The organism is Parasaccharibacter sp. TMW 2.1888, assembly GCF_023167265.1.
Taxonomy (GTDB): Bacteria; Pseudomonadota; Alphaproteobacteria; order Acetobacterales; family Acetobacteraceae; genus Bombella; species Bombella apis.
On the sequence record NZ_CP030979.1, the window covers coordinates 217614 to 242552 of the forward strand.

21 protein-coding genes and 1 other RNA gene are annotated in these 24939 nt (G+C 61.9%); 21 read left to right on the forward strand and 1 reads right to left on the reverse strand.

What is annotated here, in order from left to right; genetic code table 11:
• Window positions 1–31: 31 nt before the first annotated feature.
• Window positions 32–298: a DUF2312 domain-containing protein gene (locus DTQ13_RS00990; RefSeq protein ID WP_043559853.1), complete on the reverse strand. Its 267-nt coding sequence runs from the start codon at window positions 296–298 to the stop codon at window positions 32–34.
• Between the two features lie 410 nt (window positions 299–708).
• On the opposite strand from DTQ13_RS00990, the gene zwf reads away from it, so the two are divergent.
• From zwf to DTQ13_RS01095, 21 genes are all read left to right on the forward strand, one after another.
• Window positions 709–2181 carry a glucose-6-phosphate dehydrogenase gene (zwf, locus tag DTQ13_RS00995; protein WP_248460787.1) on the forward strand — a complete coding sequence of 491 codons (1473 nt, stop codon included), beginning with the start codon at window positions 709–711 and terminating at the stop codon, window positions 2179–2181.
• A gap of 124 nt (window positions 2182–2305) precedes the next feature.
• Entirely contained in the window at window positions 2306–2761 is a 456-nt protein-coding gene (locus DTQ13_RS01000; protein ID WP_248460789.1) for a hypothetical protein, read from the forward strand.
• Window positions 2762–2821: 60 nt separating this feature from the next.
• Window positions 2822–3228: RNase P RNA component class A (gene rnpB, locus DTQ13_RS01005), an RNA gene on the forward strand.
• A gap of 357 nt (window positions 3229–3585) precedes the next feature.
• Window positions 3586–4062, forward strand: coding sequence for a division/cell wall cluster transcriptional repressor MraZ (gene mraZ / locus DTQ13_RS01010; protein WP_043561075.1), 477 nt, complete (start codon window positions 3586–3588; stop codon window positions 4060–4062).
• A gap of 26 nt (window positions 4063–4088) precedes the next feature.
• Entirely contained in the window at window positions 4089–5033 is a 945-nt protein-coding gene (gene rsmH, locus DTQ13_RS01015; protein ID WP_043561073.1) for a 16S rRNA (cytosine(1402)-N(4))-methyltransferase RsmH, read from the forward strand.
• A complete protein-coding gene (locus tag DTQ13_RS01020) occupies window positions 5030–5794 on the forward strand; it encodes a hypothetical protein (RefSeq protein ID WP_248460790.1) in 765 nt (254 codons plus the stop codon). The genes rsmH and DTQ13_RS01020 overlap by 4 nt, the downstream gene beginning before the upstream one ends.
• A 55-nt stretch (window positions 5795–5849) precedes the next feature.
• Window positions 5850–7790, forward strand: a complete 1941-nt coding sequence (locus DTQ13_RS01025) for a peptidoglycan D,D-transpeptidase FtsI family protein (protein WP_408902119.1) — start codon at window positions 5850–5852, stop codon at window positions 7788–7790.
• Window positions 7791–7822: 32 nt separating this feature from the next.
• Window positions 7823–9310: a UDP-N-acetylmuramoyl-L-alanyl-D-glutamate--2,6-diaminopimelate ligase gene (locus DTQ13_RS01030; protein ID WP_248460793.1), complete on the forward strand. Its 1488-nt coding sequence runs from the start codon at window positions 7823–7825 to the stop codon at window positions 9308–9310.
• Window positions 9310–10725: a UDP-N-acetylmuramoyl-tripeptide--D-alanyl-D-alanine ligase gene (gene murF / locus DTQ13_RS01035; protein WP_248460795.1), complete on the forward strand. Its 1416-nt coding sequence runs from the start codon at window positions 9310–9312 to the stop codon at window positions 10723–10725. Before DTQ13_RS01030 ends, murF begins: the two co-directional genes overlap by 1 nt.
• On the forward strand, window positions 10725–11816 hold the full coding sequence (gene mraY, locus DTQ13_RS01040) for a phospho-N-acetylmuramoyl-pentapeptide-transferase (protein ID WP_043559842.1): 1092 nt from the start codon (window positions 10725–10727) through the stop codon (window positions 11814–11816). The genes murF and mraY overlap by 1 nt, the downstream gene beginning before the upstream one ends.
• Window positions 11816–13165 (forward strand): UDP-N-acetylmuramoyl-L-alanine--D-glutamate ligase, encoded by a 1350-nt coding sequence (murD, locus tag DTQ13_RS01045; RefSeq protein WP_248460796.1) that lies wholly within the window; start codon window positions 11816–11818, stop codon window positions 13163–13165. The genes mraY and murD overlap by 1 nt, the downstream gene beginning before the upstream one ends.
• Before the next feature lie 6 nt (window positions 13166–13171).
• Window positions 13172–14374, forward strand: a complete 1203-nt coding sequence (locus tag DTQ13_RS01050) for an FtsW/RodA/SpoVE family cell cycle protein (RefSeq protein WP_043559839.1) — start codon at window positions 13172–13174, stop codon at window positions 14372–14374.
• Window positions 14374–15483 (forward strand): undecaprenyldiphospho-muramoylpentapeptide beta-N-acetylglucosaminyltransferase, encoded by a 1110-nt coding sequence (gene murG / locus DTQ13_RS01055; protein WP_248460800.1) that lies wholly within the window; start codon window positions 14374–14376, stop codon window positions 15481–15483. Before DTQ13_RS01050 ends, murG begins: the two co-directional genes overlap by 1 nt.
• Window positions 15484–15526: 43 nt before the next feature.
• A complete protein-coding gene (gene murC / locus DTQ13_RS01060) occupies window positions 15527–16945 on the forward strand; it encodes a UDP-N-acetylmuramate--L-alanine ligase (RefSeq protein WP_086431536.1) in 1419 nt (472 codons plus the stop codon).
• Entirely contained in the window at window positions 16942–17859 is a 918-nt protein-coding gene (murB, locus tag DTQ13_RS01065; protein ID WP_248460802.1) for a UDP-N-acetylmuramate dehydrogenase, read from the forward strand. The genes murC and murB overlap by 4 nt, the downstream gene beginning before the upstream one ends.
• Window positions 17860–17876: 17 nt before the next feature.
• Window positions 17877–18881, forward strand: coding sequence for a D-alanine--D-alanine ligase (locus DTQ13_RS01070; protein WP_248460804.1), 1005 nt, complete (start codon window positions 17877–17879; stop codon window positions 18879–18881).
• Window positions 18878–19765 carry a cell division protein FtsQ/DivIB gene (locus tag DTQ13_RS01075; protein ID WP_052349030.1) on the forward strand — a complete coding sequence of 296 codons (888 nt, stop codon included), beginning with the start codon at window positions 18878–18880 and terminating at the stop codon, window positions 19763–19765. Before DTQ13_RS01070 ends, DTQ13_RS01075 begins: the two co-directional genes overlap by 4 nt.
• A gap of 5 nt (window positions 19766–19770) precedes the next feature.
• Window positions 19771–21102: a cell division protein FtsA gene (ftsA, locus tag DTQ13_RS01080; RefSeq protein ID WP_052349029.1), complete on the forward strand. Its 1332-nt coding sequence runs from the start codon at window positions 19771–19773 to the stop codon at window positions 21100–21102.
• A gap of 117 nt (window positions 21103–21219) precedes the next feature.
• Window positions 21220–22677 carry a cell division protein FtsZ gene (gene ftsZ / locus DTQ13_RS01085; protein ID WP_248460817.1) on the forward strand — a complete coding sequence of 486 codons (1458 nt, stop codon included), beginning with the start codon at window positions 21220–21222 and terminating at the stop codon, window positions 22675–22677.
• A 118-nt stretch (window positions 22678–22795) separates the two neighbouring features.
• Window positions 22796–23758: a UDP-3-O-acyl-N-acetylglucosamine deacetylase gene (gene lpxC, locus DTQ13_RS01090; protein ID WP_248460824.1), complete on the forward strand. Its 963-nt coding sequence runs from the start codon at window positions 22796–22798 to the stop codon at window positions 23756–23758.
• Between the two features lie 90 nt (window positions 23759–23848).
• On the forward strand, window positions 23849–24871 hold the full coding sequence (locus DTQ13_RS01095; protein WP_227656569.1) for an outer membrane protein assembly factor BamD: 1023 nt from the start codon (window positions 23849–23851) through the stop codon (window positions 24869–24871).
• Window positions 24872–24939: the final 68 nt, after the last annotated feature.

Genomic DNA, 24939 nt, shown 5'->3' on the forward strand with positions numbered 1-24939 from the left:
CTTTTCTCCATACGTCAGAGACGTGATCTGCTTACATGCCCAGCGCACGGCGGTAGATGTCCAGCAGGGTCTCCTGCTCCTCCACCTCGGCAGGCTCCTGCTTTCGCAGCTTGATCAGCTGTTTGATGACCTTGACATCAAACCCGGCCGATTTTGCCTCCGTGAACACATCGCGGATGTCAGACCCAAGTGCCTTGCGCTCTTCTTCCAGACGTTCGACACGGTCAATAATGGACCGCAGACGATCAACCGCAATGCCGCCTGTCACGGCACCTTCATCACCATTTCCCATATCCATACACCATACTCCTCAAATCTGCCCGGATGCCGGTTCTTCTGGGCGGCTTATCGCTCCCTCATGGCCGTGGTCAATACCATCCAGCGGAAAGGCACTTCCCCTTCCCGCCCATATGAATGACAGACAGCCCATATTTACTGCCAGAAAAGCCACAAAGACGGAAAAACGCAAATGTGAACATGCCATTACATAAGGCCCAATCCTCTGCCGTCACGTCCTTCCGCAGCATCCTGCCACCTGCCGCCCTGCCTGCATGACCTGAAGCACGCCCCCGCTCCCGGCCGCTCTTCCATCCATCCTGTTATGGCTTGAACGGGACATCGGACAGGCTCTAAAAGGAGGTCAGAAACAAGACCGGAGGCAGACTGATGCCTCACCCGAGTTTCCAGACAGAAAAGGTACGCCTCACCATGGCCCACTCTCAGCAGACCGCACCGTTTGACTACGTCATCTTCGGCGCCACGGGCGATCTGACGATGCGCAAACTGCTTCCAGCTCTCTACAACCAGCTCCGCATCGGACATGTTCCAGAAGAAGCCCGCATCATCGGGACTGCCCGCTCCTCACTGTCCCGCGAGGACTACATCACCCGTGCCCGTGAGGCTCTGGAAACCTTCCTCCCCGCCCAGCACAGGGATGAGGCGCTGATCGAGCGTTTCCTCAAGAAAATTCATTACGTCACGCTGGACGGCACGAAGAGCGACCATAACTGGGATGAGCTGAAGGCCGTTCTGGACCAGTCACCGGCCGACCGCATCCGTGTCTTCTATTATTCCACAGCCCCGCAGCTCTTCGAGGCCATCAGCGAAAACCTCCACCGTTTCGGTTTCATCACCCCGCACTCCCGTGTCGTGCTGGAAAAACCAATCGGTACAGACAGTGCCTCCGCCAGAGCCATCAATGACGGTGTGAGCCGCTTCTTCGAAGAAGGGCAGATTTTCCGCATCGACCATTATCTGGGCAAGGAAACCGTGCAGGACATCATCGCCCTGCGCTTTGCCAATCCGCTCTTCAGCGCCGTCTGGTCTGCCGAGCACATCCAGAGCATCCAGATCACCGCCGCCGAAACCGTGGGCGTGGAAGGCCGTGCTGCCTATTACGACACATCCGGGGCCCTGCGGGACATGATCCAGAACCATCTGCTCCAGGTCCTCAGCCTCTGCGCCATGGAAGCCCCGGCTGACCTTGAGGCAGATACTGTCCGTGATGCCAAGGTGAACGTTCTGAAGGCCCTGCGTCCCATCCCGGAGGACAAGGTGGCCAGCGAGACGGTCCGTGCCCAGTACGTCAAAGGGGACATGAACGGCAAACCCGTTCCGGGCTATCTGGAAGAGCTGGGCGAAGACAGCCACACCGAGACCTACGCCGTCATGCGGGCCTATGTCGATACACCACGCTGGAAGGATGTTCCTTTCTACATCCGCACAGCCAAGCGTTCGACCAAAAAGGTGAGCGAAGTCGTGGTGACGTTCCGGAAGTCTGCTTCCGCCCTGTTTGGCACCTCTGCCGCCACCAACCGCCTGGTCATCCGCCTCCAGCCGGATGAAGGTTTCGGGCTGGCCCTGAACATCAAGAACCCTTCTGCCGCCGGGTTTGAGCTTCAGCACGGCACCATGTCCGGCAAATTCGCTCCGGCCGATGGCTCCCTCATTCCGGATTCCTACGAGCGCCTCATGCTGGATGCCGTCCGTGGCTATCCGGCCCTCTTCATCCGTCGTGATGAAGTGGAAGCCGCATGGGCATGGGTCGAACCGACACTGAAAACATGGGCCGCCAACAAGGTTCCGATGGCCCATTACGCCGCCGGGTCCTACGGGCCGGAAGAAGCACGCCGCTTCATCGCCACGACGAGCGATGCCTGGCACGAGGACATGGCAGACTGATCCTCCCCGGATCAGGACCGGCCTATCCGCATACGGCTTCACAGACCGCCCTGCCCCTGCCGGCAGGGCGGTTTTGCCTGTTCAGGCATCGCAGTCTCCACCATGACCACGGGGCAGACCCATCATGACCGAACCAACCATCCCTCCCCGTCTCGGCCGCCGCCGCCCGAGGCCACCCCGCTCCCTGAAGCAGCACATCATCCGACGGCTTGTCGTGCTGGTCCCGACCTTCCTGCTCATGTTCCTGTTCGTCAGGACTGGTGTGCTGGACAACCTCTATGACCAGTTCACCTTCAGCAAGCTGAGCTGGTTCGATAATACCGCCCTTGTCGAACATCTGCGGACCATCATCACCCGCAAGGGGCTGACCCCTCTGCCCCGGCGCTGCCTTGTCATGGTCGTCAATGGTGATGGCAGTGTGAACACCCCCACGATCGACGTCCTGGGACGGCATGGGAATGGCTGCCCCGGCGACACGCCATCAGCAGAGCTTCTCTTCCATGTCCGGGTAGACCGTGCTGGCCAGAGCATCATGACCGACGCCGGTTCACCTGACATGTATCATCCCCTCACCCCCTGAACGGCCCTCCCTGCCACCGCCGCTTGACCCGCCACACGGCAAGCGGCATAACGCCCCCAGCCAGATGGTCGGGCGATCGCTGTGTCCCCTGCGGGACATGGAGGAAAGTCCGGGCTCCACAGGAAGACGGTGCCGGCTAACGGCCGGCGGGGGTGACCCCAGGGACAGTGCCACAGAAACAGTACCGTCCGCCGGTTTTCTCCCCGTCATGGTGGGAAAATGCGGACAAGGGTGAAACGGTGCGGTAAGAGCGCACCGCGCGGCTGGCAACAGCGGCGGTCATGGTAAACCCCACCGGGAGCAAGACCGAATAGGAATGACGGGCCACATCCGTGGCTGAGGGGTCCTGCCCTGTCATTCGGGTTGGTTGCGTGAGGTGTGTTGCAAAACACATCCCAGAGGAATGATCGCCCCGCCTCACCATGTATGAGGCAGGACAGAACCCGGCTTACAGACCATCTGGCCCCTTCATTACTGCAAGCCCCCCAGAAAGCGGCATCTGGATACTGCAGCCAGAGCCTTCATGACGCTCCGACACACAAGGCTGACGTACAGGGCCAGGCCTCTTCACTGCCATCCTCTTCCAGCCATTCTACCCACCTGCCCCGCCTTATAGGGGCAGGGAAGACTCCATAAATCATTCACTAAAAGTTAAAAAAAGGTAACCATATCCATATCTACACAATAAAACCGCATCCCTGTGCCATTTTTTATAATAAAACTTTGACGTCCCATAAAATCCCATGATACCCCATGAAATCCCACTATGAGGGTGCGGACATGTGTCCACCATGGCAGGCAGGGAAGGAGGGACATTGCAGACCATGACCATGTTTCTCGGTACCCATGCCAGCCGTGTTGATGCCAAAGGACGCATTTCCATTCCCTCACCATTCCGGAATGCCCTGCGGGAACAGGCCCGCCCCGGAGAGGCCCTGATGATCATCAGGCCATCCCACCTTCATGACTGCCTGGAATGCTGGTCCGCCTCTGCCTTTTTCGCTTTTTCCGGCGCTCTTGATGAGTATGATCCCTTCTCGGCCGACCATGATGACCTGGCGACCAGCCTCTACGCCGATGCCTACCCGCTGGACTGCGACAGGGAAGGCCGTGTCAGCCTCCCCCGCTCCCTGAAGGACCATGCCGGACTGGAAGATGATGTCAGCTTCATGGGGCTGGGACGTGTGTTCCAGATATGGAATCCCAGCCTTGCCGAAGAACGCCGCAGGCAGGCTCGCAGCCGCACACGGGAACTCGGCCAGCGTAAACGCTCCGAAAACAGGGAGAAGACCGCACCGTGACCCACGCCCATCAGATTGCTGAGGACATGCAGCGGGAGGGACACTTCCCTGTCATGCTGCCAGAAGTGCTGGACACACTGGCCCCGCAGGATGGAGGCGTGTATCTGGATGGCACCTTCGGCGGGGGTGGCTACAGCCGGGCCCTGCTCCGCTCGGCCTCCTGTACTGTCCATGCGATTGACCGTGACCCCGATGCCATAAAACGCGGGCAGCCCCTCGTGGCAGCCTCGGAGGGGCGGCTGCATCTCCACCAGGGAACCTTCAGCGCCATGAAAGAGCTGGCCGGTCATCATGGTCCCTTCAATGGGATCGTGCTGGATCTCGGCGTGTCCTCCTTCCAGCTGGATCAGGAAGAGCGGGGATTTTCCTTCCGTCATGATGGCCCGCTGGACATGCGCATGAGCACCGATGGCCTGAGTGCGGCGGATATCGTCAATGGTGAGAAAGAGCAGGCTCTCGCCGACATCCTCTACCATTATGGAGAAGAACGCCGCTCCCGCCGTGTCGCCCGGGCCATCATCGAGGCCCGCCAGAGCGGCCCGATCCAGACGACGGGGCAGCTGGCCGACATCATCCGCAAAGCCGTCCCGAAAGAACGTCCCAATTTCGACCCTGCTACCCGCAGTTTCCAGGCGATCCGCATTGCCGTGAATGATGAGCTGGGCGAACTGGAACGTACGCTGGAAACCGCACCGGGCCTCCTCGCACCGGGCGGCATCTTCTGCATCGTGACCTTCCATTCGCTGGAGGACCGCATGACGAAACGGGCCCTCGCCCGGCTGGCTGGCCGCATGGCTGGTCCATCCCGTCATACCCCTCTTGCCATGCAGCAGACAGAAGCCCCGTCTTTTGAACTCCTGCATACACGGCCCCGTACACCGTCCGATCAGGAACTGAATCTCAACCCCCGCTCCCGCAGCGCACGCCTGCGTGCCCTGCGACGCCTTCCCGCTCATGGAGCTTCCGCATGATCCGTTTTGTCACCCTGCTCTGTGCCGTCATGGCGGCTGGTTCCGGCCTCTTCCTCTACACGAAGAAGCATGAAACCCTCGTACTAAACCAGGATATCAGGAAAACCATTGAAGATACCCGCCGCATCCAGCAGCAGACAGCCATTCTGCGCACCCAGTGGGCTCTGCTGAACCAGCCGGACCGGCTCAGCGCCCTGGCGCAGCGGGTTCTGCCGGAGATGAGCCAGGTCGACCCCACGCAGTTCGTGCAGCTGGCAGATCTGCGGAAGCGTCTTCCCGCCATTGATCATCGCATCATCCCCATGGCCCCGGGGCGGGGACAGGCCCAGAGAGAGCTGGCATCCCTCACGGCCCCGGCACATCAGGCCATGGCGGCGCCTGCCACAACGCCCCGGCCAGTACGTGATGTCGTGGCCAGTACCGACCACGCAGAACGCAGACCCTCCCATCCTCGCATCCACAAGGATGACACGGGTGAAGCAGACCGCCAGCTTGAGCGAAGCCTGGCACTCCTGAGCGGGTCGGATGGAGACGCCATGCCCCGGCATCGTCTCCATGCCCCGACGGATAGTGCGACGGGCCAGACCCGCAGGAAGGCCCATGCCGTGCCCGACCATTCCCGCAGCGAACCCACGGAGGATGTGGCCTGGCACCCTGTCCACCAGTCTGCCAGGCACGGCCACATGGGCGGAATCCACACAGTCTCGGCCCCGGCAGACGAGCCTGCCCCCCTTCCGCCCCCTGTTCCTCTGACAGACTGACCCTCTGGCGGCTTCCGCCTGTGTTCCTTCCTTTCCTATGCCGAGCCCGCGCCCCATGGCCTCCAGACCGTCCCGCAAGACCAACCAGCCTGGATCAGACCATAAGGACGGGCCACCCGGAAAGCCGTCCCTGTTGAGACGTCTGTGGGCCCGGTGGGACGAACGCAGACGAAACCCCATGAGCTGGCTGGAAAAAAGCCGCAACAGGCTGGTCTATCTCGGCATGGGTTTCCTGTTCCTTTATGGTGGCGTGGCCGTAAAGGCGCTGTTTGCAACCATTCTGGCCCCCATGGCCCCTCTGCCCAACCAGGTCGGCAGCACCATACCGGACATCCCCCATCCGGACCCCAAAGCCATGGCAGGCAATGGGTTCGTCCTGCCCAACATCAGACGGGCCAGCATCGTGGACCGGAATGGGCAGCCTCTGGCACTGTCGCTGCCTGTCGTGCAGGTCTATGCCAATCCCATGGAAATCATCGAGCCTGAAGATGTTGCCCGAAGCCTCCATACGATCCTGCCCAACCTCAACATGGCAGAGACCATCCGCCGCCTGAAACAGAAAAAACAGTTCGTCTACCTCGCCCGCAACATCGCCCCGACAGACGAGCTGGCCATCAACAATCTTGGCATCCCCGGCATCTATTTCGAAAATGGCGAGCAGCGCCATTATCCTCTGGGGAACGTGGCAGCGCAGATCCTTGGTAGCGTTGACATTGACAATCATGGCATTGCCGGGGTGGAGAAATTCTTCAACCAGCGCCTTCTGGGAGACCATGCACCGCTCCGTCTTTCCATCGATGCCCGCGTGCAGGCTGCCGTGCGGGACGAGCTGAATGACGCCAAGCTGCGTTTCCGGGCCATAGGGGCTTCCGCCATCCTGATGGACGTCCATACCGGGGAAATCCTGGCCATAGTCAGTCTCCCAGATTATGACGCCAACGATTTTGCCCATGCGGCAGACGATGCCCGATTCAACCGGGCCGTTACCGGCATGTATGAACCAGGGTCCACCTTCAAACTTCAGACAGCCGCCATGGCGTTGGAGCTTGGCGTGGCCCACCCCTGGGACCAGTTCTCCACCATTCCCATCCACGTCGGCCGCTTCAAGATTTCCGACCTCAAGACGGACCACTTCGCCCCGTGGCTGGCGCTGCCCTCTGTCATGGCCTATTCCTCCAACCCGGCCTCAGCCCATATCGCCCTGGATGTCGGGCGGGACCGCCAGCATGAATGGCTGAAAAACATGGGATTTCTGGACCGTGTTCCCGTTGAGCTGCCCGAGGCAGGACGCCCGCTGGTCCCGTCCCTCAAGAATTGGGGCGAAACCACGGTCATGACGGTCGGCTTTGGCCATGGCGTGGCAGAATCGCCGCTGGCCATTGTCCGCGGGACCGCCTGTACCGGCAACGGGGGGTATCTTGTCACACCCACCCTGCTGGCCCGTGAGCATCTCAATGATGATGTCGTCATGGCGGAAGAGCAGAAGGGGCCGCATCTGATCTCCACCAAGAATTCAGAGCTGCTCCGCCGAATCCTGCGCCTCGTCGTTACCAAGGGCATCGGGAAAAAAGCGGAAAGCCCCGGCTACATCGTTGGTGGAAAGACCGGGACGGCAGAAAAGATCGGCGCCCACGGGGGGTATCTGAAACATGTCAACATCACGGCCTTTACAGGCATGTTCCCCATGAATGATCCCAAATATGCCCTTTATGTCATGCTGGATGCCCCACAAGGGACGGCAGAAACACATGGCTGGACGACTGCTGGCTGGATTGCTGCTCCGACATTTTCCAGAATCGTGACACGCACCGCCCCCATGCTGGGCCTCTTCCCGCTGGAGCCGACCAAAGCCCAGCAGGTTGACGACCAGCTCGCCCTGTCTCTCTCTCCGCCCGTCCCCCCCGGTGTCCGCCATCCACTCGGCCCGGGCAATGACCCCGGGGCTGTCACCGTCAACCGACTGGCCACCAAACACGGGGCCCATCACAGCCACTGAACCCTCACCGCCCCTTCTCAAAGGTCTCCGTCATGAAACTGTCCTCCCTGCTCCGCCATCATGGTCTTGCCAGAGACCTCACCAGAGACCCGGACATTTCCAGCATCACCGCCGATAGCCGGGAAGCTCGCCCCGGCTGCCTCTTCGTGGCGCTGAAGGGCACGAAACAGGACGGACGGACCTTCATTCCTCTGGCCATCGCAGAAGGGGCAGCCGCAATCGTCCTCGCCGCTTCCCCAGGCCAGCATCATCTGCCAGAGCAGACGGAAAACAGCCACACGGCCCTCATCATCACCCTGCCCGACCCGGCCCGTTTCCTGGCCCGGTCTGCTGCACTGCTGGCAGGGGCCCAGCCTGACCATATTGCCGCCATCACGGGAACAAACGGCAAAAGCAGCACGGCAGATTTCTTCCGTCAGCTCTGCCAGCTGCGTCACCAAAAGGCTGCAAGCCTCGGTACTCTGGGGCTCATCAGTGACGTGGCATTGCCATCACTCCCTCCCCTGACCACACCGGATGCCGTCACCCTTGCCAACACTCTGGCAGCCCTGCAGGTGCATGGCATCACCCATGTAGCGCTGGAGGCCTCATCCCATGGCCTCCAGCAGCACCGGCTGGATGGCGTTGCCATCACGGCCGCCGCTTTTTCCAACCTAACCCGAGACCATCTGGACTATCACCACACGCTGGAAGCCTACCGGCAGGCCAAACTGCATCTCTTTGAAACGCTGCTGCCCGAAGGGGGCCGGGCCGTCATCAACAGCGACATGGATGCCGAAAGCAGAGAGGCCCTCCGTGACATTGCCGCCCGCCGGAAACTGGACCTCCGCACGATTGGCACAACAGGCGAGACCATCCGAATTCTTGAGGCCACACCCACCCCGCAGGGCATGGACCTGACACTCCAGCTGCATGGCCGTACCCTGCCAGCACTCCACTTTCCACTCCCGGGACGTTTTCAGGCAGAAAATGCCCTGCTGGCTGCCGCCCTCTGCTGGGAACGGGATGAAGAAGCTGAATCCATCATTGCCCTCCTGCCGTACCTGAAGGGCGTGCCCGGCCGTTGTGAGCCGGTCGCCCACCTGCCAAATGGAGCCTGCGCCTACGTGGATTATGCTCACACGCCGGATGCGCTGGAGCACGTCCTGCTCAGCCTGCGTCCCCACACCAGCGGGCGGCTGGTCGTGGTCTTCGGTGCGGGCGGGGACCGTGACAGGGGCAAGCGCCCTCTCATGGGACAGATCGCCGCCCATCTGGCCGATGAAGTCATCATTACGGATGACAACCCCCGCAGCGAGGACCCGGCCACCATCCGGGCCGAAATTCTCGCCACAGCCCCGCAGGCACAAGAAATTGGCGACCGTCGGCAGGCCATCCGTACCGCTCTGGAAGGTCTGAAGAAAGGCGATGTCCTACTCATCGCCGGGAAAGGGCATGAAACAGGCCAGATCATCAAGGGGGAAATACATCCGTTCGATGACCGTACCATCACGGCCGCACTCGCCAGGGAGCTTGCCTGATGCCCGATACAACCATCCTCTGGACCCGCAAGGACCTTCAGGCCGCCACGGGAGGACAGCTTGCCGGTGACGTGAAGGTCCACGGCGTCTGCATCGATACCCGCACCCTGAAACACGGTGACCTCTTCATCGCCCTGATCGGCCATAATTCAGACGGACACCGCTATCTGAGGCAGGCCCTGGAGGCTGGAGCCAGCTGCGTGATGGCCCATGATGAGGCCGCCATCAGCACGGCCGGTCTGACGGATGATCCCCGCCTGTTGAAGGTCGATGACACCATGCAAGGGCTGGAAGCTCTGGGCCGCTACAGGCGGGCACAGTTCAGCGGCAGGGTCATCGCCGTTACAGGCAGCGTGGGAAAAACAACCACCAAGAACATGCTGGCCACGGCTCTTGCACCTTACGGGCAGGTCCATGCTTCCGTGGCGTCCTTCAACAACCACTGGGGCGTGCCTCTGACACTCGCCCGCCTGCCAGAAGAAGCCGCCTTCTGCATCAGCGAGGTGGGCATGAACCACCCCGGCGAGATCGCCCCGCTCGCCGCCCAGATACGCCCGGATATTGGCCTCATAACCACCATTGGCAGCGCCCATCTGGGGCATATGGGCAGCATCGACGCCATTGCGGACGAAAAGGCGGCCCTCTTTGCCGCCCTTCCGTCATCCGGCACGGCCCTCTGCCCGGAGGCCTCACAGGGGCTTGCCCGCCTGAAGCAGGCCCTGCCGACAGGTGTTTCGCTCTGGCAGGCAGGCGTGACACCCAGCGCCACCATCCGGATAACAGACCTCATCTGCACGGCAGACGGCAGCCAGTTCCATCTGACCACACCACGGGGCGACACCGACGTGAGGCTGGCGGCCCCCGGCCCCCATCTGGCCCGCAATGCCGCATTGGCTCTTGGGGCCATCGCTGCGCTGGGGCTGGACCCGAAAGCCGGAGCCGAGGCCCTGCGCCATTTCCAGCCGGAAGCCGGACGGGGCCAGCAGCGCCTGTTGCCCGGCGGCATCACCCTGCTGGATGAGAGCTACAATGCCTCCGGCCCCAGTGTCCGTGCAGCCCTGGACACGCTCGCCCTCATGCCCGCCAGACGCCATCTGGCCGCCCTGGGCGACATCAGGGAGCTGGGCCAGTTTGCCGAAGCCGAACACCGGGCTCTGGCTGAACCATTAATGAAGCATGACATTCTGACATTCTGTTGCGGCCCGCACATGAAATCCCTTTACGAGGCCCTTCCTCCTTCCCTACAGGGAGGATATGCTGAAAATTCAGTCCAGCTTGCCTCCCTGCTGCACCCTGCCCTGCAAAAAGGGGATGTGCTGCTCGTGAAGGGAAGCCTGGGCAGTAACATGCGTGCCCTCATTGCGCTGCTGGAGCAGCCCATGTCCACCACCACACACGCCCCAGAGTCCGCCTGATGCTCTTCAACCTTCTTGCTGCACCTTCTTCCTCCCATGGCGGCCTTCTCAACCTGCTGCATTACATGACCTTCCGGGCCGGATGCGCCTGCCTGACAGCGCTGGTGATCTCCCTGCTGCTCGGCAAGCCCTTCATTGCCCAGCTCAAACGCATCCAGCGGCAAGGGCAGCCCATACGAACCCTCGGGCCGGAACGGCATATACTGGAGAAAGCCGGTACCCCCACCATGGGCGGTGGTCTCATCCTGTTTTCCCTGACCTGCTCCACCCTCCTCTGGGCGGACCTGTTTGACGGGTTTGTCTGGGCTGTTCTCCTCACGACCCTGGGGTTTGGCGCCATAGGCTTTGCAGATGACTATCTCAAACTGGCCAAGGGCAACAGCAAAGGGGTCTCCAAAAAAATACGGCTGGGCGGGGAATTCCTGATCTCATGCCTTGCCGGGATTGCCATGGAAGCCCTGACACCACCGGACCTGCGCAATGCCGTGGCCTTTCCTTTCGCCAAGACCTTCGTGCTGCATCTGGGCTACATTTTCCCGCTCTTCGCCATGGTGACGATCACGGGTTTCGGCAATGCCGTGAACCTGACGGACGGGCTGGACGGGCTGGCCACGGTGCCCTCCATCATCGCCGCCCTCGTCTTCGCCCTGATCGCCTATCTGGTCGGCAACCATGTCTTTGCCGACTATCTCCAGCTCCATCATGTTCCCGGCACGGGGGAACTGAGCATCTTCTGCGCCGCCCTGATCGGAGCCGGACTGGGTTTTCTCTGGTTCAATGCTCCACCGGCAGAGGTCTTCATGGGGGATACCGGGTCTCTGGCACTGGGCGGTGCCCTGGGGGCCGTAGCCGTGGCTGTGAAGCATGAGCTGGTGCTCTGCCTCGTGGGGGGCCTGTTCGTGGTGGAAACGATCTCCGTCATCATCCAGGTCTTCTGGTTCCGCCGCACGGGGAAGCGCATCTTCCTCATGGCACCGCTGCACCATCATTTTGAGAAGAAAGGCTGGCAGGAGCCGAAAATTGTCGTCCGTTTCTGGATCATTGCCATCATTCTGGGGCTGTGTGGTCTGGCCACACTGAAGCTGCGCTGATGACTGTCCTGCCCTTTCCTCCCCCCCAGAAATGGCCTGCAACGCTCCTGACCGGGCAGCATCATGCTGTCTGCGGGCTGGGCCGCAACGGTGCTGCCGTCGTGCAGGCCCTGCTGGACATGGGAGCAACCGTACAGGCCTGGGATGACAGCAGGCCGAAGCTCCCAGCTCCCCTGTCCTCACATCCCCGCCTGACACTGGCGCCCCTGACTGACCTCACCGGCATGGATGCCCTGATCCTCTCGCCGGGCATCCCGCACCATCTGCCCCGGCCACACCCTGCTGCCCTGCTGGCACGGGAGCAGCATGTGCCGATCCTCTCCGATGCAGAACTGCTCTGGCAGGTGGCTCGCAAGGCAGGATCACGCACGCGGTTCGTCTCCATCACGGGTACAAATGGCAAATCCACGACCACGGCCCTGCTGACCCACATTCTCACACAGGCCGGCATCCCGGCCTGCTGTGGCGGCAATTTTGGCACGGCCTCTCTCGCCCTGCCCGCTCTGGGGGATGACGGCGTCTATGTCATTGAAATGTCGTCCTACATGCTGGAACGGCTGAAGGACTATCACGCCTGTGCCGCTGCCCTGCTCAACCTGACACCGGACCATCTGGACAGGCACGGCTCCATGCAGGGCTATCTGGATGCCAAGGCGCATGTCTTTGACAACATGACCGCAGGCGACCTTGCCATTCTGGGCGAAAAGGCCTCCTGGGCGGACGGACTGCACCAGCAGCTTGAGCGGCAGGGCGTGACGGTACGGACACTCTCGATCACCCAGCCTGTTCCAGAAACAGACGCCCCCTTTCTGCCTGGACAGCACAATGCCCAGAACATAGAGACCTGCCGGGCCATCGCCCGCCATCTTGGCCTCTCCGAGGAACAGATTGCCGAGGGCATCAGAAGCTTCACCGGGCTGGACCATCGCCTCCAGCTCGTGGCGCAGGCTGATGGAATCAGCTTCATCAACGACAGCAAGGCCACAAATGCGGAAGCCAGCTACCATGCACTAAAAGCCTTCCCCAAAAGCCTCTGGATTGCCGGAGGCATGGCCAAAGAAGGAGGAATCGACAGTCTGGCACCACTGTTCAGCCATGTGCGCCGTGCCTTCCTCATCGGGCAGGATGCCCCATTGCTGGCCAGAACCCTGACAGCCCATGATGTTCCTTTCGAGATCAGCGGAACGCTGGAGCAGGCAACACGGGCCGCCTGGGACCATGCCCGGACACACGAGGCCATGCCCATACTCCTGTCCCCGGCCTGTGCCAGTTTTGACCAGTTCCGCAATTTCGAGGAACGGGGAACGGCCTTTGCCACACTGGCCCGCAGCCTCTGCGGGGAGGACTGAAACATCATGGCACTCTCCGACAGGTCAGACAGCTCCCGGAAGGCCCAGTGGTGGCGCAGCCTTGACCATGTCAGCCTGAGCTGCGTCGGAATACTGGTCGCCCTGGGGTACATCCTCATGCTGGCTGCCAGCCCCGCCGTGGCTCACCGCATCGGGGCCTCCCGGAACATGTTCATCCTCAAGCAGGTGGTCTTTCTGGCCCTTGCCAGTGCCGTCGTCGTCGTGACATCCCGGCTGACCCCCCGCACGATCGGGCGGATTGCCGTCATGGGGGGGATCGTGGCGCTGGGCGCCACATTCATGACGCTTGTTCACGGCATGGAGATCAAGGGGGCCAGACGCTGGATCGCCCTGCCCCTCATGTCCGTCCAGCCTTCTGAATTCCTGAAACCCTGCTTTGCCGTCGTGACCGGCCTGCTGCTGAGCCTCCGTCATACGCTGAGACTTTCCAATGGCTGGCGGTTCCCGGGGCGACTGGTGGCATGCGGGGTCTATCTCGTCATTGCAGCCCTGCTTCAGGCCCAGCCGGATATCGGGATGCTCTCGGTCATCAGCATGGTCTTCATCACCCAGCTCTTCATCGACGGCCTGCCCATCATCGTATTCGGCATGCTGGTCTCGGCAGCACTTGGAGCGTTCGGGATAGCCTATATGGTGTTCGAGCACGTCCATTCCCGCGTGCAGCGCTTCCTGCATCCTGATGTGGGGGACCATTACCAGATCGATACCTCCATGCGGGCTTTTGGCAATGGAGGACTGCTGGGCCGGGGACCGGGTGAAGGCCGGGTGAAGGACCTGCTGCCCGATGCCCATGCCGACTTCGTCTTCTCCGTTGCCGGAGAGGAATATGGCTTCGTGATGTGCCTGTTCATCATTGCCGTTTTCACCATGCTGGTTTTCTCCACTCTCAACCGCCTGCTGGAAGAAAAGAAACCCTACATCATTCTCTCTGCCAGCGGCCTGATTACCGGCTTCGGCCTTCAGGCCTTCGTCAACATGGGCTCCTCCCTGCATCTGATCCCCACAAAGGGCATGACACTGCCTTTCATCTCCTACGGGGGCAGCTCGGCCCTTTCCGTTGCCCTGACCATCGGCATGGCCCTGGCACTGACCCGCCACCGTGTAGAGGAAGGCCCCTTTACGCCGCCGCCATCCCCTGCTGAAACAGCCCCACGTCTGACCATGTCATCCCGGAAGGATCACATCTGATGAAACAAGCACCAATTCTCATTGCCGCCGGCGGTACCGGGGGGCACTTCTTCCCGGCTGAGGCACTGGGGGCAGAACTCCAGCGCCGTGGTCACCAGACCATCCTCGTAACGGATGCCCGCAACAGCAGGGCCGGACTGAGCGTATTTGCGGACAGCCCCCGCCATGTCCTCAAAAGCAGTGGCGTGGCTGGTAAAAAGCCCATCGACAAACTCAGGGGGATCGGCCAGCTTCTCTGGAGCTGCCTTGGCGGGCGTCAGATTGTTGCCAGATACCGGCCCGCCGCCGTAGTCGGCTTTGGCGGCTATCCTTCCATTCCTCCCCTTCTCGGCAGTCGCCTGCGTCTGGGTAAACGCCCTGCCCTCATCATCCATGAAGGCAATGCCATCCTCGGGCAGGCCAATGCCCTCCTCGCCCGGTTCAGCGATGCCATTGCCACATCCTACCCCCGGGTGGCCCGTCTGCCCGCAGGCCGGAAGGTCATGCAGACAGGGATGCCAGTCCGCCCTGCCATCGAAGCTCTGGCCGATGAACCCTATGTCAGCCCAAGCCTGTTCAGCGAGGAGCCGATCCATCTGCTTGTCTGGGGTGGATCACTGGGGGCACAGATTTTCAGCTCCATCGTGCCGCAGGCCCTGTGCAACCTGCCCCTTGGGCTGCGGACCCGGCTGCATGTGACCCAGCAGGCCCACGAGGAGATGGTCCCTGCCCTGTCCGGCATCTATGCGCAGGTCGGCATAAAGGCCACGGTCACGCCTTTCATCGAGGATGTGGCAGCTGAACTGAAGAAAGCCCATCTCGTCATCGGGCGGGCCGGTGGGTCATCCATTGCGGAGCTGGCCATGGCAGGCCGCCCTTCCATCCTTGTCCCACTGCCCATTGCCGCCTCTGATGAGCAGGGTGTCAACGCACAGGCAATGGAACGGGCCGGTGGTGGCTGGATGGTCCGGCAGCGTGACTTCTCCTCATCAGCACTCTGCACGCATCTGACCCACCTCTTCAGCCATCCTGACGAGCTGGCACGGGCTGCGGAAGGCGCCCGCAATCTCCAGCAGCGCCGTGCTGCCGAAAAACTGGCTGATCTGGTTGAAACGACCATCAAAGCCTGATTATCTGCCCTCCCTTCATCCCACCCCCGCCGGAGTTCCCCTGATGCGTGCATTACCTCTCAACCTTGGTCTGATCCACTTCGTTGGCATTGGCGGCATCGGCATGTCCGGCATTGCCGAGGTGCTGCACATGCTCGGCTACAAGGTTCAGGGGTCCGACATTGCCGAGAATGCCAACGTGAAGCGTCTGCGGAAATCAGGCATCCACGTTCATATCGGCCATGATGAGGCCAATCTGGGGGAAGCACGGGTCGTCGTCATCTCCACCGCCGTAAAACGGGACAATCCGGAGGTCATGGCCGCCCGTGCCCGGCTCATCCCCGTCGTCCGGCGAGCGGAGATGCTGGCAGAGCTGATGCGCCTGCGCTGGGCCGTGGCCATCGGGGGGACACACGGCAAGACCACCACGACCAGCCTCGTGGCCTGCGTGCTGGAACAGGCCAAGCTGGACCCGACCGTCATCAATGGTGGCATCATCGAGGCCTACGGCACGAATACCCGCATGGGGTCCGGCGACTGGATGGTCGTGGAAGCGGATGAGAGCGATGGCTCCTTCCTCCGTCTCCCTGCCATCATTGCCGTTGTCACCAACATGGACCCCGAGCATCTGGATCACTGGGGCTCCGATGAGGCGATGGAGGCCGGATACCGACAGTTCGTCTCCAACATTCCCTTCTACGGCTTCGCCGTCCTTTGCGTGGATCATCCCCGGGTGCAGCAGATGATCCCCCAGCTCTCCGATCACCGTGTCGTCACCTATGGTTTCAGCCCGCAGGCGGATGTCCGGGCGGAAGTCACCGGCACGGACAGCCAGGGCGTGACCTTCAACGTCACCATCACGGACCGGACAACCAGCAGCCAGCGTCTGGCCGGCCCGTTCCATCTGCCCATGTTCGGGCACCACAATGTCCTCAATGCCGTGGCGGCCATCGCCGTGGCGCAGGAAATGGAAATCCCCGATCATGTCATCGCCGATGCGCTTGGCGGCTTCCGGGGCGTGCAGCGTCGCTTCACCCTGACCGGCACATGGAATGACGTGAAGATCATTGATGATTACGGCCATCATCCCGTCGAGATCGCCGCCGTGCTGAAAGCGGCCCGACAGGCCGGTGCCGGGCATGTCATTGCCGTCATCCAGCCGCACCGCTATTCCCGCCTCAGTGCGCTGTTCAATGATTTCTGCACCTGCATGAATGATGCGGACACCGTCATCGTGGCGGACGTCTATGCCGCCGGGGAAAACCCGATCGAGGGCATCGGACGGGATCAGCTCGTCGAAGGGCTGCGGGACCGTGGGCACCGCCATGTCCTGTCCCTCGCCTCGCCGGATGATCTGGCCAGCGTCGTCGCCGACGTGGCCGTGCCGGGTGATTATGTCCTCTGTCTGGGGGCGGGGTCCATCACCCACTGGGCACAGGCTCTCCCCGAGCAGCTGGACAGCCTCAGAAAGGACGCACCATGACCACGGCTGCACCTTTCCAGCAGGCACGGGGACGGCTGAAGGAACAGGCCCCGCTGGCCGCCCGCAGCTGGTTCCGCACGGGCGGGGCCGCCGACTGGCTCTTCGTGCCGCAGGATGCCGAAGACCTCGCCACGGCCCTGCGCCAGTGCCCGCCCGACCTGCCCGTGACGGTCCTTGGAGCCTGCTCAAACGTCATCATCCGTGATGGAGGGCTGCCCGGGCTGACCATCCGTCTGGCCGGTGGCTTTGCCAACATTGAAACGGATGGAGACGGGCTGATCGCCGGAGCCGCCGCACTGGACAGCAGCGTGGCGGAAACGGCAGCGCAGGCAGGCATGGCCGGTTTCGCCTTCCTCTCCACCATTCCCGGCTCCATTGGTGGAGCCGTCTGCATGAATGCCGGAGCCTATGAGGGTGACCTCTCCACCCTGCTCGACTGGGTGGAAATCCTCACCCGTGAGGGCACCATCCAGCGTCTGCCCGCCCCGGCACTGGAGATGCGGTACCGTCACAGCTCCCTGCCGGAAGGCAGCATCGTGCTGCGTGCCCGCCTGAAAGCCCACGGTGCGGAAGACCCCGCCACCATCCAGCAGACAATGCAGGAAATGCGGGCCAGCCGTGAGGCCAGCCAGCCCCTGCGGGCCCGGACAGGCGGCTCCACCTTCCGCAACCCCGAAGGACACAGGGCCTGGGAGCTGATCGATGCCGCCGGATGCCGGGGGCTGCGGCACGGTGGCGCACAGATCAGCGAGAAGCACTGCAATTTCATGCTCAATACGGGCGACGCCACCAGCACGGAGCTGGAAGAGCTGGGCGAGATGGTCCGTGCCCGTGTGCTGGACAGCAGCGGCATCACCCTGCACTGGGAGATCAGACGGCTGGGCCGTCCCCTTTCTCCCGCCTCCCCTTCCTGACAAGGAAACATCCGGGCATGACAGACAAGACCATTCTTCCCACACCCACACCTCTTTCCATCGCCGTTCTGATGGGAGGAACCTCCAGCGAGCGCAGCGTCAGCCTGTCCAGCGGCGGGGCCGTCATGGAGGCCCTGAAGCAGGCCGGGCACCATGTCCATGCCATTGATGCCGGGCCGGACATCACCGCCACCATCGAGGCCCTGAAAGCCTGCAAACCGGATGCCGTCTTCAATGCCCTGCACGGTCCCGGCGGGGAGGACGGGGCCATTCAGGGCGTTCTGGAATGGCTGGGCCTGCCCTATACCCATTCCGGGATTCTGGCTTCTGCCATCGCCATGAACAAAGCCAGCACCCGCATGGCCCTTCAGGCCGCCGGTCTCCCCGTTGCAGAAGGCTGCCTCATCACGCCAGACGAACTGAAGGAACGGGCCCCCCTGCCGGCCCCCTACGTTCTGAAGCCCGTGGCGGAAGGCTCATCCGTCGGTGTCCATATTCTCCATGAAGATGATGCCGCAAAACGCCATGCCATTGCCGGGTCATGGACCTTCGGCCCCCAGATTCTGGCCGAGCGTTTCATCCCCGGGCGTGAGCTGACCGTTGCGGTACTGGGCGACGAGGCCCTCGCCGTTACGGAAATCCTCACGCCAGAGAGCGGTGGTTTCTACGATTTTGCGGCCAAATATCAGGCCAATGGCTCCCGCCATGTCATCCCCGCTCCCCTGCCAGCAGACATCACGGACCAGGCCCTCACACTGGCCCGGAGGGCCCATCAGGCACTGGAATGCCGGGGCGCCAGCCGGACCGACTACCGCTATGATGGTGATAAGGGCGAACTCGTCATTCTGGAGGTCAACACCCAGCCGGGCATGACGGCCACATCCCTGCTGCCAGAACAGGCCGCCGCCCGTGGCGTAAGCTATCCCCTGCTCTGCCACTGGCTGGTGATGGATGCCCTGGGGCGGGCGGAGCCCCTCTCCCTCCATCCAGTGCCCCAGCCTGAGCCCGCTGACGGCCCATGATGTCCTTCTTCAGGAAACGCCCCCAGGCCCCCGTGGACCCTTACGGGGACCGCCCTTCCAGCATGTCCCTCTTCTGGCAGCGGCAGAAGGCCATCCTGCGGCGGCTCAGCATTCTGGGGCTCGTCTGTTTCCTGATGGCTGGAGCTGGCTGGCTGGCCTGGAGCAGCCAGGGGGGACACAGGCTGGCAGACAGCCTGCGCACCCGCCTGTCTGCGCTGGACCCGCTGAAGATCCAGCACATCGTCATCACGGGGCGGCGCCTGACGGATGAGAGCGACATCATGGAGGCGCTGGGGACAGGCCTGAACCACTCGCTTTTCAGCTTCTCCGTGGAGGCGGCACGCCAGCGCATTGATGAGCTGCCTTTCATCGAGCATTCCACGGTCGAGCGCCACCTGCCGGACACGATCAACATCACCGTGGAGGAAAAAAATCCCATCGCCATCTGGCAGATGGAAGGCCATTTCGTCCTTATCAACCAGAAAGGAGACACTGTCTCACGTCAGGAACTGACAGCCAAAAACAGTTCGGTCTTCCGCAAGCTTCCCCTTGTTGTCGGCGCAGGTGCCAACCTGGAGGCAAATGCCATCATCACCCTGCTCGACCAGTTTCCCGATATCAACAGCCATACGCTGGCCCTCATCCGCATCGGGCAGCGGCGCTGGAACATCCTCATGCAGAACGGTACGACCCTCATGCTCCCGGAGGGAGCAGAAAGCGCCGCTCTCTCCCGTCTGCATGATTACCAGAACGATTACCAGCTCCTGGACCGCCCCCTGAAAACCATTGACATGCGGCTATCCGACCGTATGGTCATTCACCCTGCCACGCCTCAGGGAGCCGATCAGGAGGCTCCGCCTGCAACGCCGCCATCTGAAAACTGATCCCTATGTCCCGTTCCGTTTCACCGTCCCGGCATTATCCGCCCGCTCCCCAGCAGAAGCGGGCCGTTCTTCCCATTCTCCCGTCAGAAGAACAGCAGGGCTTTGTCTGGACGCCGGGGCTCAAGGCCGTTCTGGACATTGGCTCCACCAAAACCACCTGCCTGATTGGCCAGGGACTGAAAAATGGTGGTCTGCGTGTCCTGAGCTGGGGCTGGCGACGCTCCGAAGGAGTGAATTCCGGGGCCATCGTGGACACCATCCAGCTGGAGCGTGTCATCCGGGCGACAGTGGGCGATGCCGAACGGAAAATCAGCCGCCGCATCAGGGATGTGACCGTCAATCTCGCCTGCGGAACCCCCCGCAGCTATCACGTGGATACCTTTCTGGCCTCCAACGGGCGTGAGGTGACCGAGGACGACATTCTCCACCTCTATGGGCAGGCCCGCCACGAGGCAACCGAGCATGACCGCAGGATCGTCCAGGCCATGCCGCTGGGTTTCAATATCGATGAGACCCTCACTGTCCTCAACCCCTGCGGGCAGCGCTGCGAGAGACTGGTGGGCAAGTTCCACATCGTGGATGCCCAGACGAGTGCCCTCCACACGCTGGATGCTGTCCTGCGCAAGGCCGAGCTGCGGGCCGTGGACCTGCTGTCCAACCCCATTGCCTCCGGCCTTGCTGTGCTGGACCATGATGAGCGTGACCTCGGGGTGACCGTCGTCGACATGGGAGCGGGCACGACAACCCTTGCCGTCTTCGCCCGTGGGCGGGTGCTCTATACACGGCATATCAGGGTCGGCGGCGATCACATCACCCGGGACATTGCTCAATCCCTGTCCATCCAGCTTGAAACAGCAGAACGGCTCAAAACCCTTTACGGGGTCGCCTATGCCTCGGCTGATGACACATCCATTCCCATCGCCCTGCCTGTCTCACATCGCAACATTGTCCGGCAGATCACCCGGGCCGATCTGGTCCGGGCCATCGCCCCCCGTGTCGAGGAAACGCTGGAAATGCTCCGCTACGAGCTGGACGGTGCCGGCCTCGGGCGTCCGGCGGAAGGACGTGTCATCCTGACGGGCGGCGGCGCCCTGCTGAACGGCATTGATGCCGTGGCTGCCGAGATCCTGAACCGGCCTGTGCAGGTCCGGTCTCCAGCCACCATACGGGGACTGCCGGAATCGGATCATCCCTCCATATGGGCGGGATTCTCCACCGCCGCCGGTCTTCTGGCCTGGGCAGCCGGGGCCAGAGACCGCTTCTGCCTTGCGGAACATGAAGCAGCCCCACGAGGCATTGCCTGGCGCTTTGCCAATTTCCTGCGCCGGAAGTCATAAACAGGCACAATACCCGATATTTAGCATTACATATTTCTCTCCAGATGCTACCCTGCCCGTAAATCTGTCTTCCCAAGACCAATCTATAATGTCCACCCTGGCCGAAGCGAGACCGTTATGTCACTGAACCTGACCCCAACGACCCCTGGTGTTAGTGCTGTCAGTCCCCCGCGCATCACTGTCATCGGGGTTGGTGGTGGCGGGGTCAACGCCGTCAACAACATGATCGACGGCAAGCTGCGTGGTGTGACTTTCATCGCCGCCAACACCGATGCCCAGCAGCTGGCTCTCTCCAAGGCTGAAACGCGCCTCCAGCTCGGCCCGACCCTCACGCGTGGCCTGGGAGCCGGAGCCAAGCCGGAAGTCGGCCGCCAGTCAGCCGAAGAAGTAGAAGATGAAATCCGCCAGCATCTGGAAGGGGTTGATCTCGTATTCGTCACGGCCGGAATGGGTGGCGGCACCGGCACGGGAGCAGCCCCCGTCGTGGCACGGATCGCCCATGAAGTCGGTGCCCTGACAATCGGCGTCGTCTCCAAACCCTTCGATTTTGAAGGCTCCCGCCGTAGCCGGGCTGCCGCAGCCGGTATTGCCGAGCTGGAAAAATACGTGGACACGCTGCTGGTCATCCCCAACCAGAACCTCTTCGGCAGCGCCTCGCTGACAACCTCGCTGGTCGAAGCCTTCGCCATGGCGGATGACGTCCTGTACAGTGGTGTCCGCAGCGTGACGGACCTGATGGTGGAAGCCGGGTATCAGAATCTTGACTTTGCCGATGTCCGTACCGTCATGAGTGGCATGGGCAAGGCCATGATGGGCATTGGCATGGCATCGGCCGAGGAAGATGGTGAAGACTGGGCCATCACCGCCGCCGAGCGGGCCATTTCCAACCCGCTGCTGGAGGAAACCACCATCGCCGGGGCACGGGCACTTCTTGTCAACGTCACGCTCGGTCCGGACATGAGCCTGCTGGCCTATAACCAGATCATGAATCTCATCCGTGAGACGGCAAACTGCGAAGACGAAGAAATCAACAGCGGTTTCGTCGTCAATGAGAACATGAAAGGCAAGGTGCAGGTTTCCGTGATCGCCACGGGGCTGAATGGCCGGAGACGCCATGAAGCCTCCGAGGAGGAACCGGTCGAAGTCCAGCCTCATGCCCCCGCTGAAACCGTGGCTCACACACCGGACACGGGCCAGGCAACGGAGAATCCAGCCGCCTCCGCGGGAGACACCGGGCAGAACGAAGAAGCCCCGGAACACGACCCTGCCCCCGAAGGAGCAGGCCAGCCAGCCGAGGAGGCATCGCCTCTTCCCAATTACGACCCTCATCTCGGCCCGAACCAGCAGGCTTCTGCCCCCACGGTATCGGAGCCGATCCGCCCACGGGAGGAGACCGGGCAAACGGGCGGTGGGCTGTTCAGCCGCTTCTTCCGTACCCGTCCTTCGCCAGAACAGGAGCGCCGGGATACACACGCTGCGACTGATGAGCGGAAACCGCAGCATGACAGCGTCACCCCACCTGCCGAGGATGACGAGCTGAGCATTCCCACCTATCTGCGCCGTGGCCCGAAGTAACCGGGTCTGATTAAAGCCCCCGGTTCCCCTGCGGGCAGGGGGCTTCATCCACCTCCCCCATGGGGGAAAGCGTCCTGCCTGACCGGGTAAGGTCGCCCATGCCCGAGCACCTGCCCTCATGCCAGAGACCACATGCTGTCGGCCTCATCAGCCGCCCCTCCAGAATACAGCCCACCTACAGCAGGCACAGACTACACTGGAGCAGGCCGTCCATTGCCAGGGGTGGGGCCTCCACAGTGGCAGGCCTGCCACGGTCCGCCTTGTCCCGGCAGCGCCGGAGACAGGCATCAGGCTCCAGCGGCTGGATATGGCAGACACCCCCGCCTTCCGCCTGACGCATGACTGCATCATTTCCAGCCCTCTGGCCACGGTGGCTGCTTCTCCCCTTACACCGGGGCTGACAGTCGCTACCATAGAGCATCTCATGGCTGCTCTTCATGCCTGCGAAGTGGACAACCTTCTGATCCAGCTGGATGGGCCGGAACTACCCATTCTGGATGGATGCTCCAGAAGATTCATGTCTCTTCTTGAGGAAGCTGGCCGCAGCGGCCAGGCGGCCCCCCGCCGCAGCATTGAAGTGCTTCGCCCAGTTCATGTGGAAGGGCGACACGGTGCTCATGCCAGCCTTTTCCCCGCCCATCAGCCCGACACACTCGACCTCTCCGTCGACATCGACTTCCCCGCCCCTGCCATCGGGCAGCAGTCGTTCCAGATGGTCTTGTCCCAAGAGACATTCGCCCAAGAAATCGCCCCCTGCCGGACCTTCGTAAACCATCAGGATATTGACGCCCTCCAGGCGCAGGGACTGGCATTAGGCGGATCACTCGACAATGCGCTGGTCATCCAGCATGATCGTGTCCTGAACCCCGGCGGACTACGGTTCGATAATGAATGTGTCCGCCACAAGATGCTGGATACGGTAGGCGATCTGTACTGTACCGGGTTCCGGCTTTCAGCCCGTTTTGAGGGACACAGGACAGGCCATGCGCTGAACAGCCAGCTTCTGCATGCTCTTTTTGCGTCCACCGAAAACTGGCGGTTCTCCGATGGCAGCCCGCCTGTCATGCCCTCTCCCGGCTGAGAATATCAGGCCAGAGAGCAAGAACCCCCTTTCCCCTGAACACTCCCATGCTATAAGAAAATCATGGTCAGCAGCATCCTGAAATTCCACATGATCCCGTCCCGTTTCCGTCTCCCTGCCCTTGGGGCCCCGGCATTGCTCGGACTTGCCCTTCTTTCGGGCTGCTCCAGCTCCGATGCCGACATACAGGCAAAGCTGCCACGCACGGCGGATGCCGAGACCCTCTACAACTACGGGATCGACGCTCTTCATGGCGGGCATTACAAGCTGGCCAGCAGTGAATTCGAGCTTCTCCAGCAGAATTTCCCCTATTCCGGCTATACGGGCAGTGCCGAACTGATGGAAGGCTACGCTTACTACCTTCAGGGTGAGTATGCGCTGTCCGTCCAGCAGCTGGAGCGCTATCTCCAGCTCCACCCCACAAGTCCGGATGCTGCCTACGCCTACTATCTGCGGGGCCTGTGCTATTATGAGCAGATCGGTGATGTGTCCCGTGACCAGCTCGGCACGCTGGAAGCCATGGATGCTCTTCAGGAAGTCATCACCCGCTTCCCCCAGACCTCTTACGCCCGGGATGCCCAGCTGAAGATCGACCTCTGCCGTGACCATCTGGCCGGCAAGGAGATGTATGTGGGCCGTTACTATCAGCGGGAAAAAGACTATCAGGCAGCTTATGGCCGTTACCAGCGGGTCATCCAGGACTTCCAGACCACCAACCATGTGCCGGAAGCGCTGGAACGTCTGGTTGAGGTCAATCTGGCCTTGGGATTGCCTGATGAAGCCCGTCAGGCAGCAGCTGTCCTCGGCTATAATGCGCCTGACAGCCGCTGGTACCGCCTCGCCTACAACAAGCTGAAATACAACCATCAGCTCACGCCGCAGCTGCCCAAGCCGTCCCATGCCCAGAAAAAGCACGAGAGGCGCTCAAGAAAACACCGTGACGGTGCGGCACCGCCTGTGCAGGCCAAGGCACCTGTCTCCCCGGATTCCGTCATCGTGCAGCCTGTGTCCACAACACAGTCGGCGCCGGTGGCCTCCGTCGAGATTCCCCCGGTACCATCAACGGCAGCCCCAGGCGCCAACCAGCAGGCTGGCGGAAAGAAAACACGGTAGCCCCCTCTGGGATATTGTGACCTGCATGCCGTAACCATTACTGAAAAGCAGCATGTGGAGCCGGAATC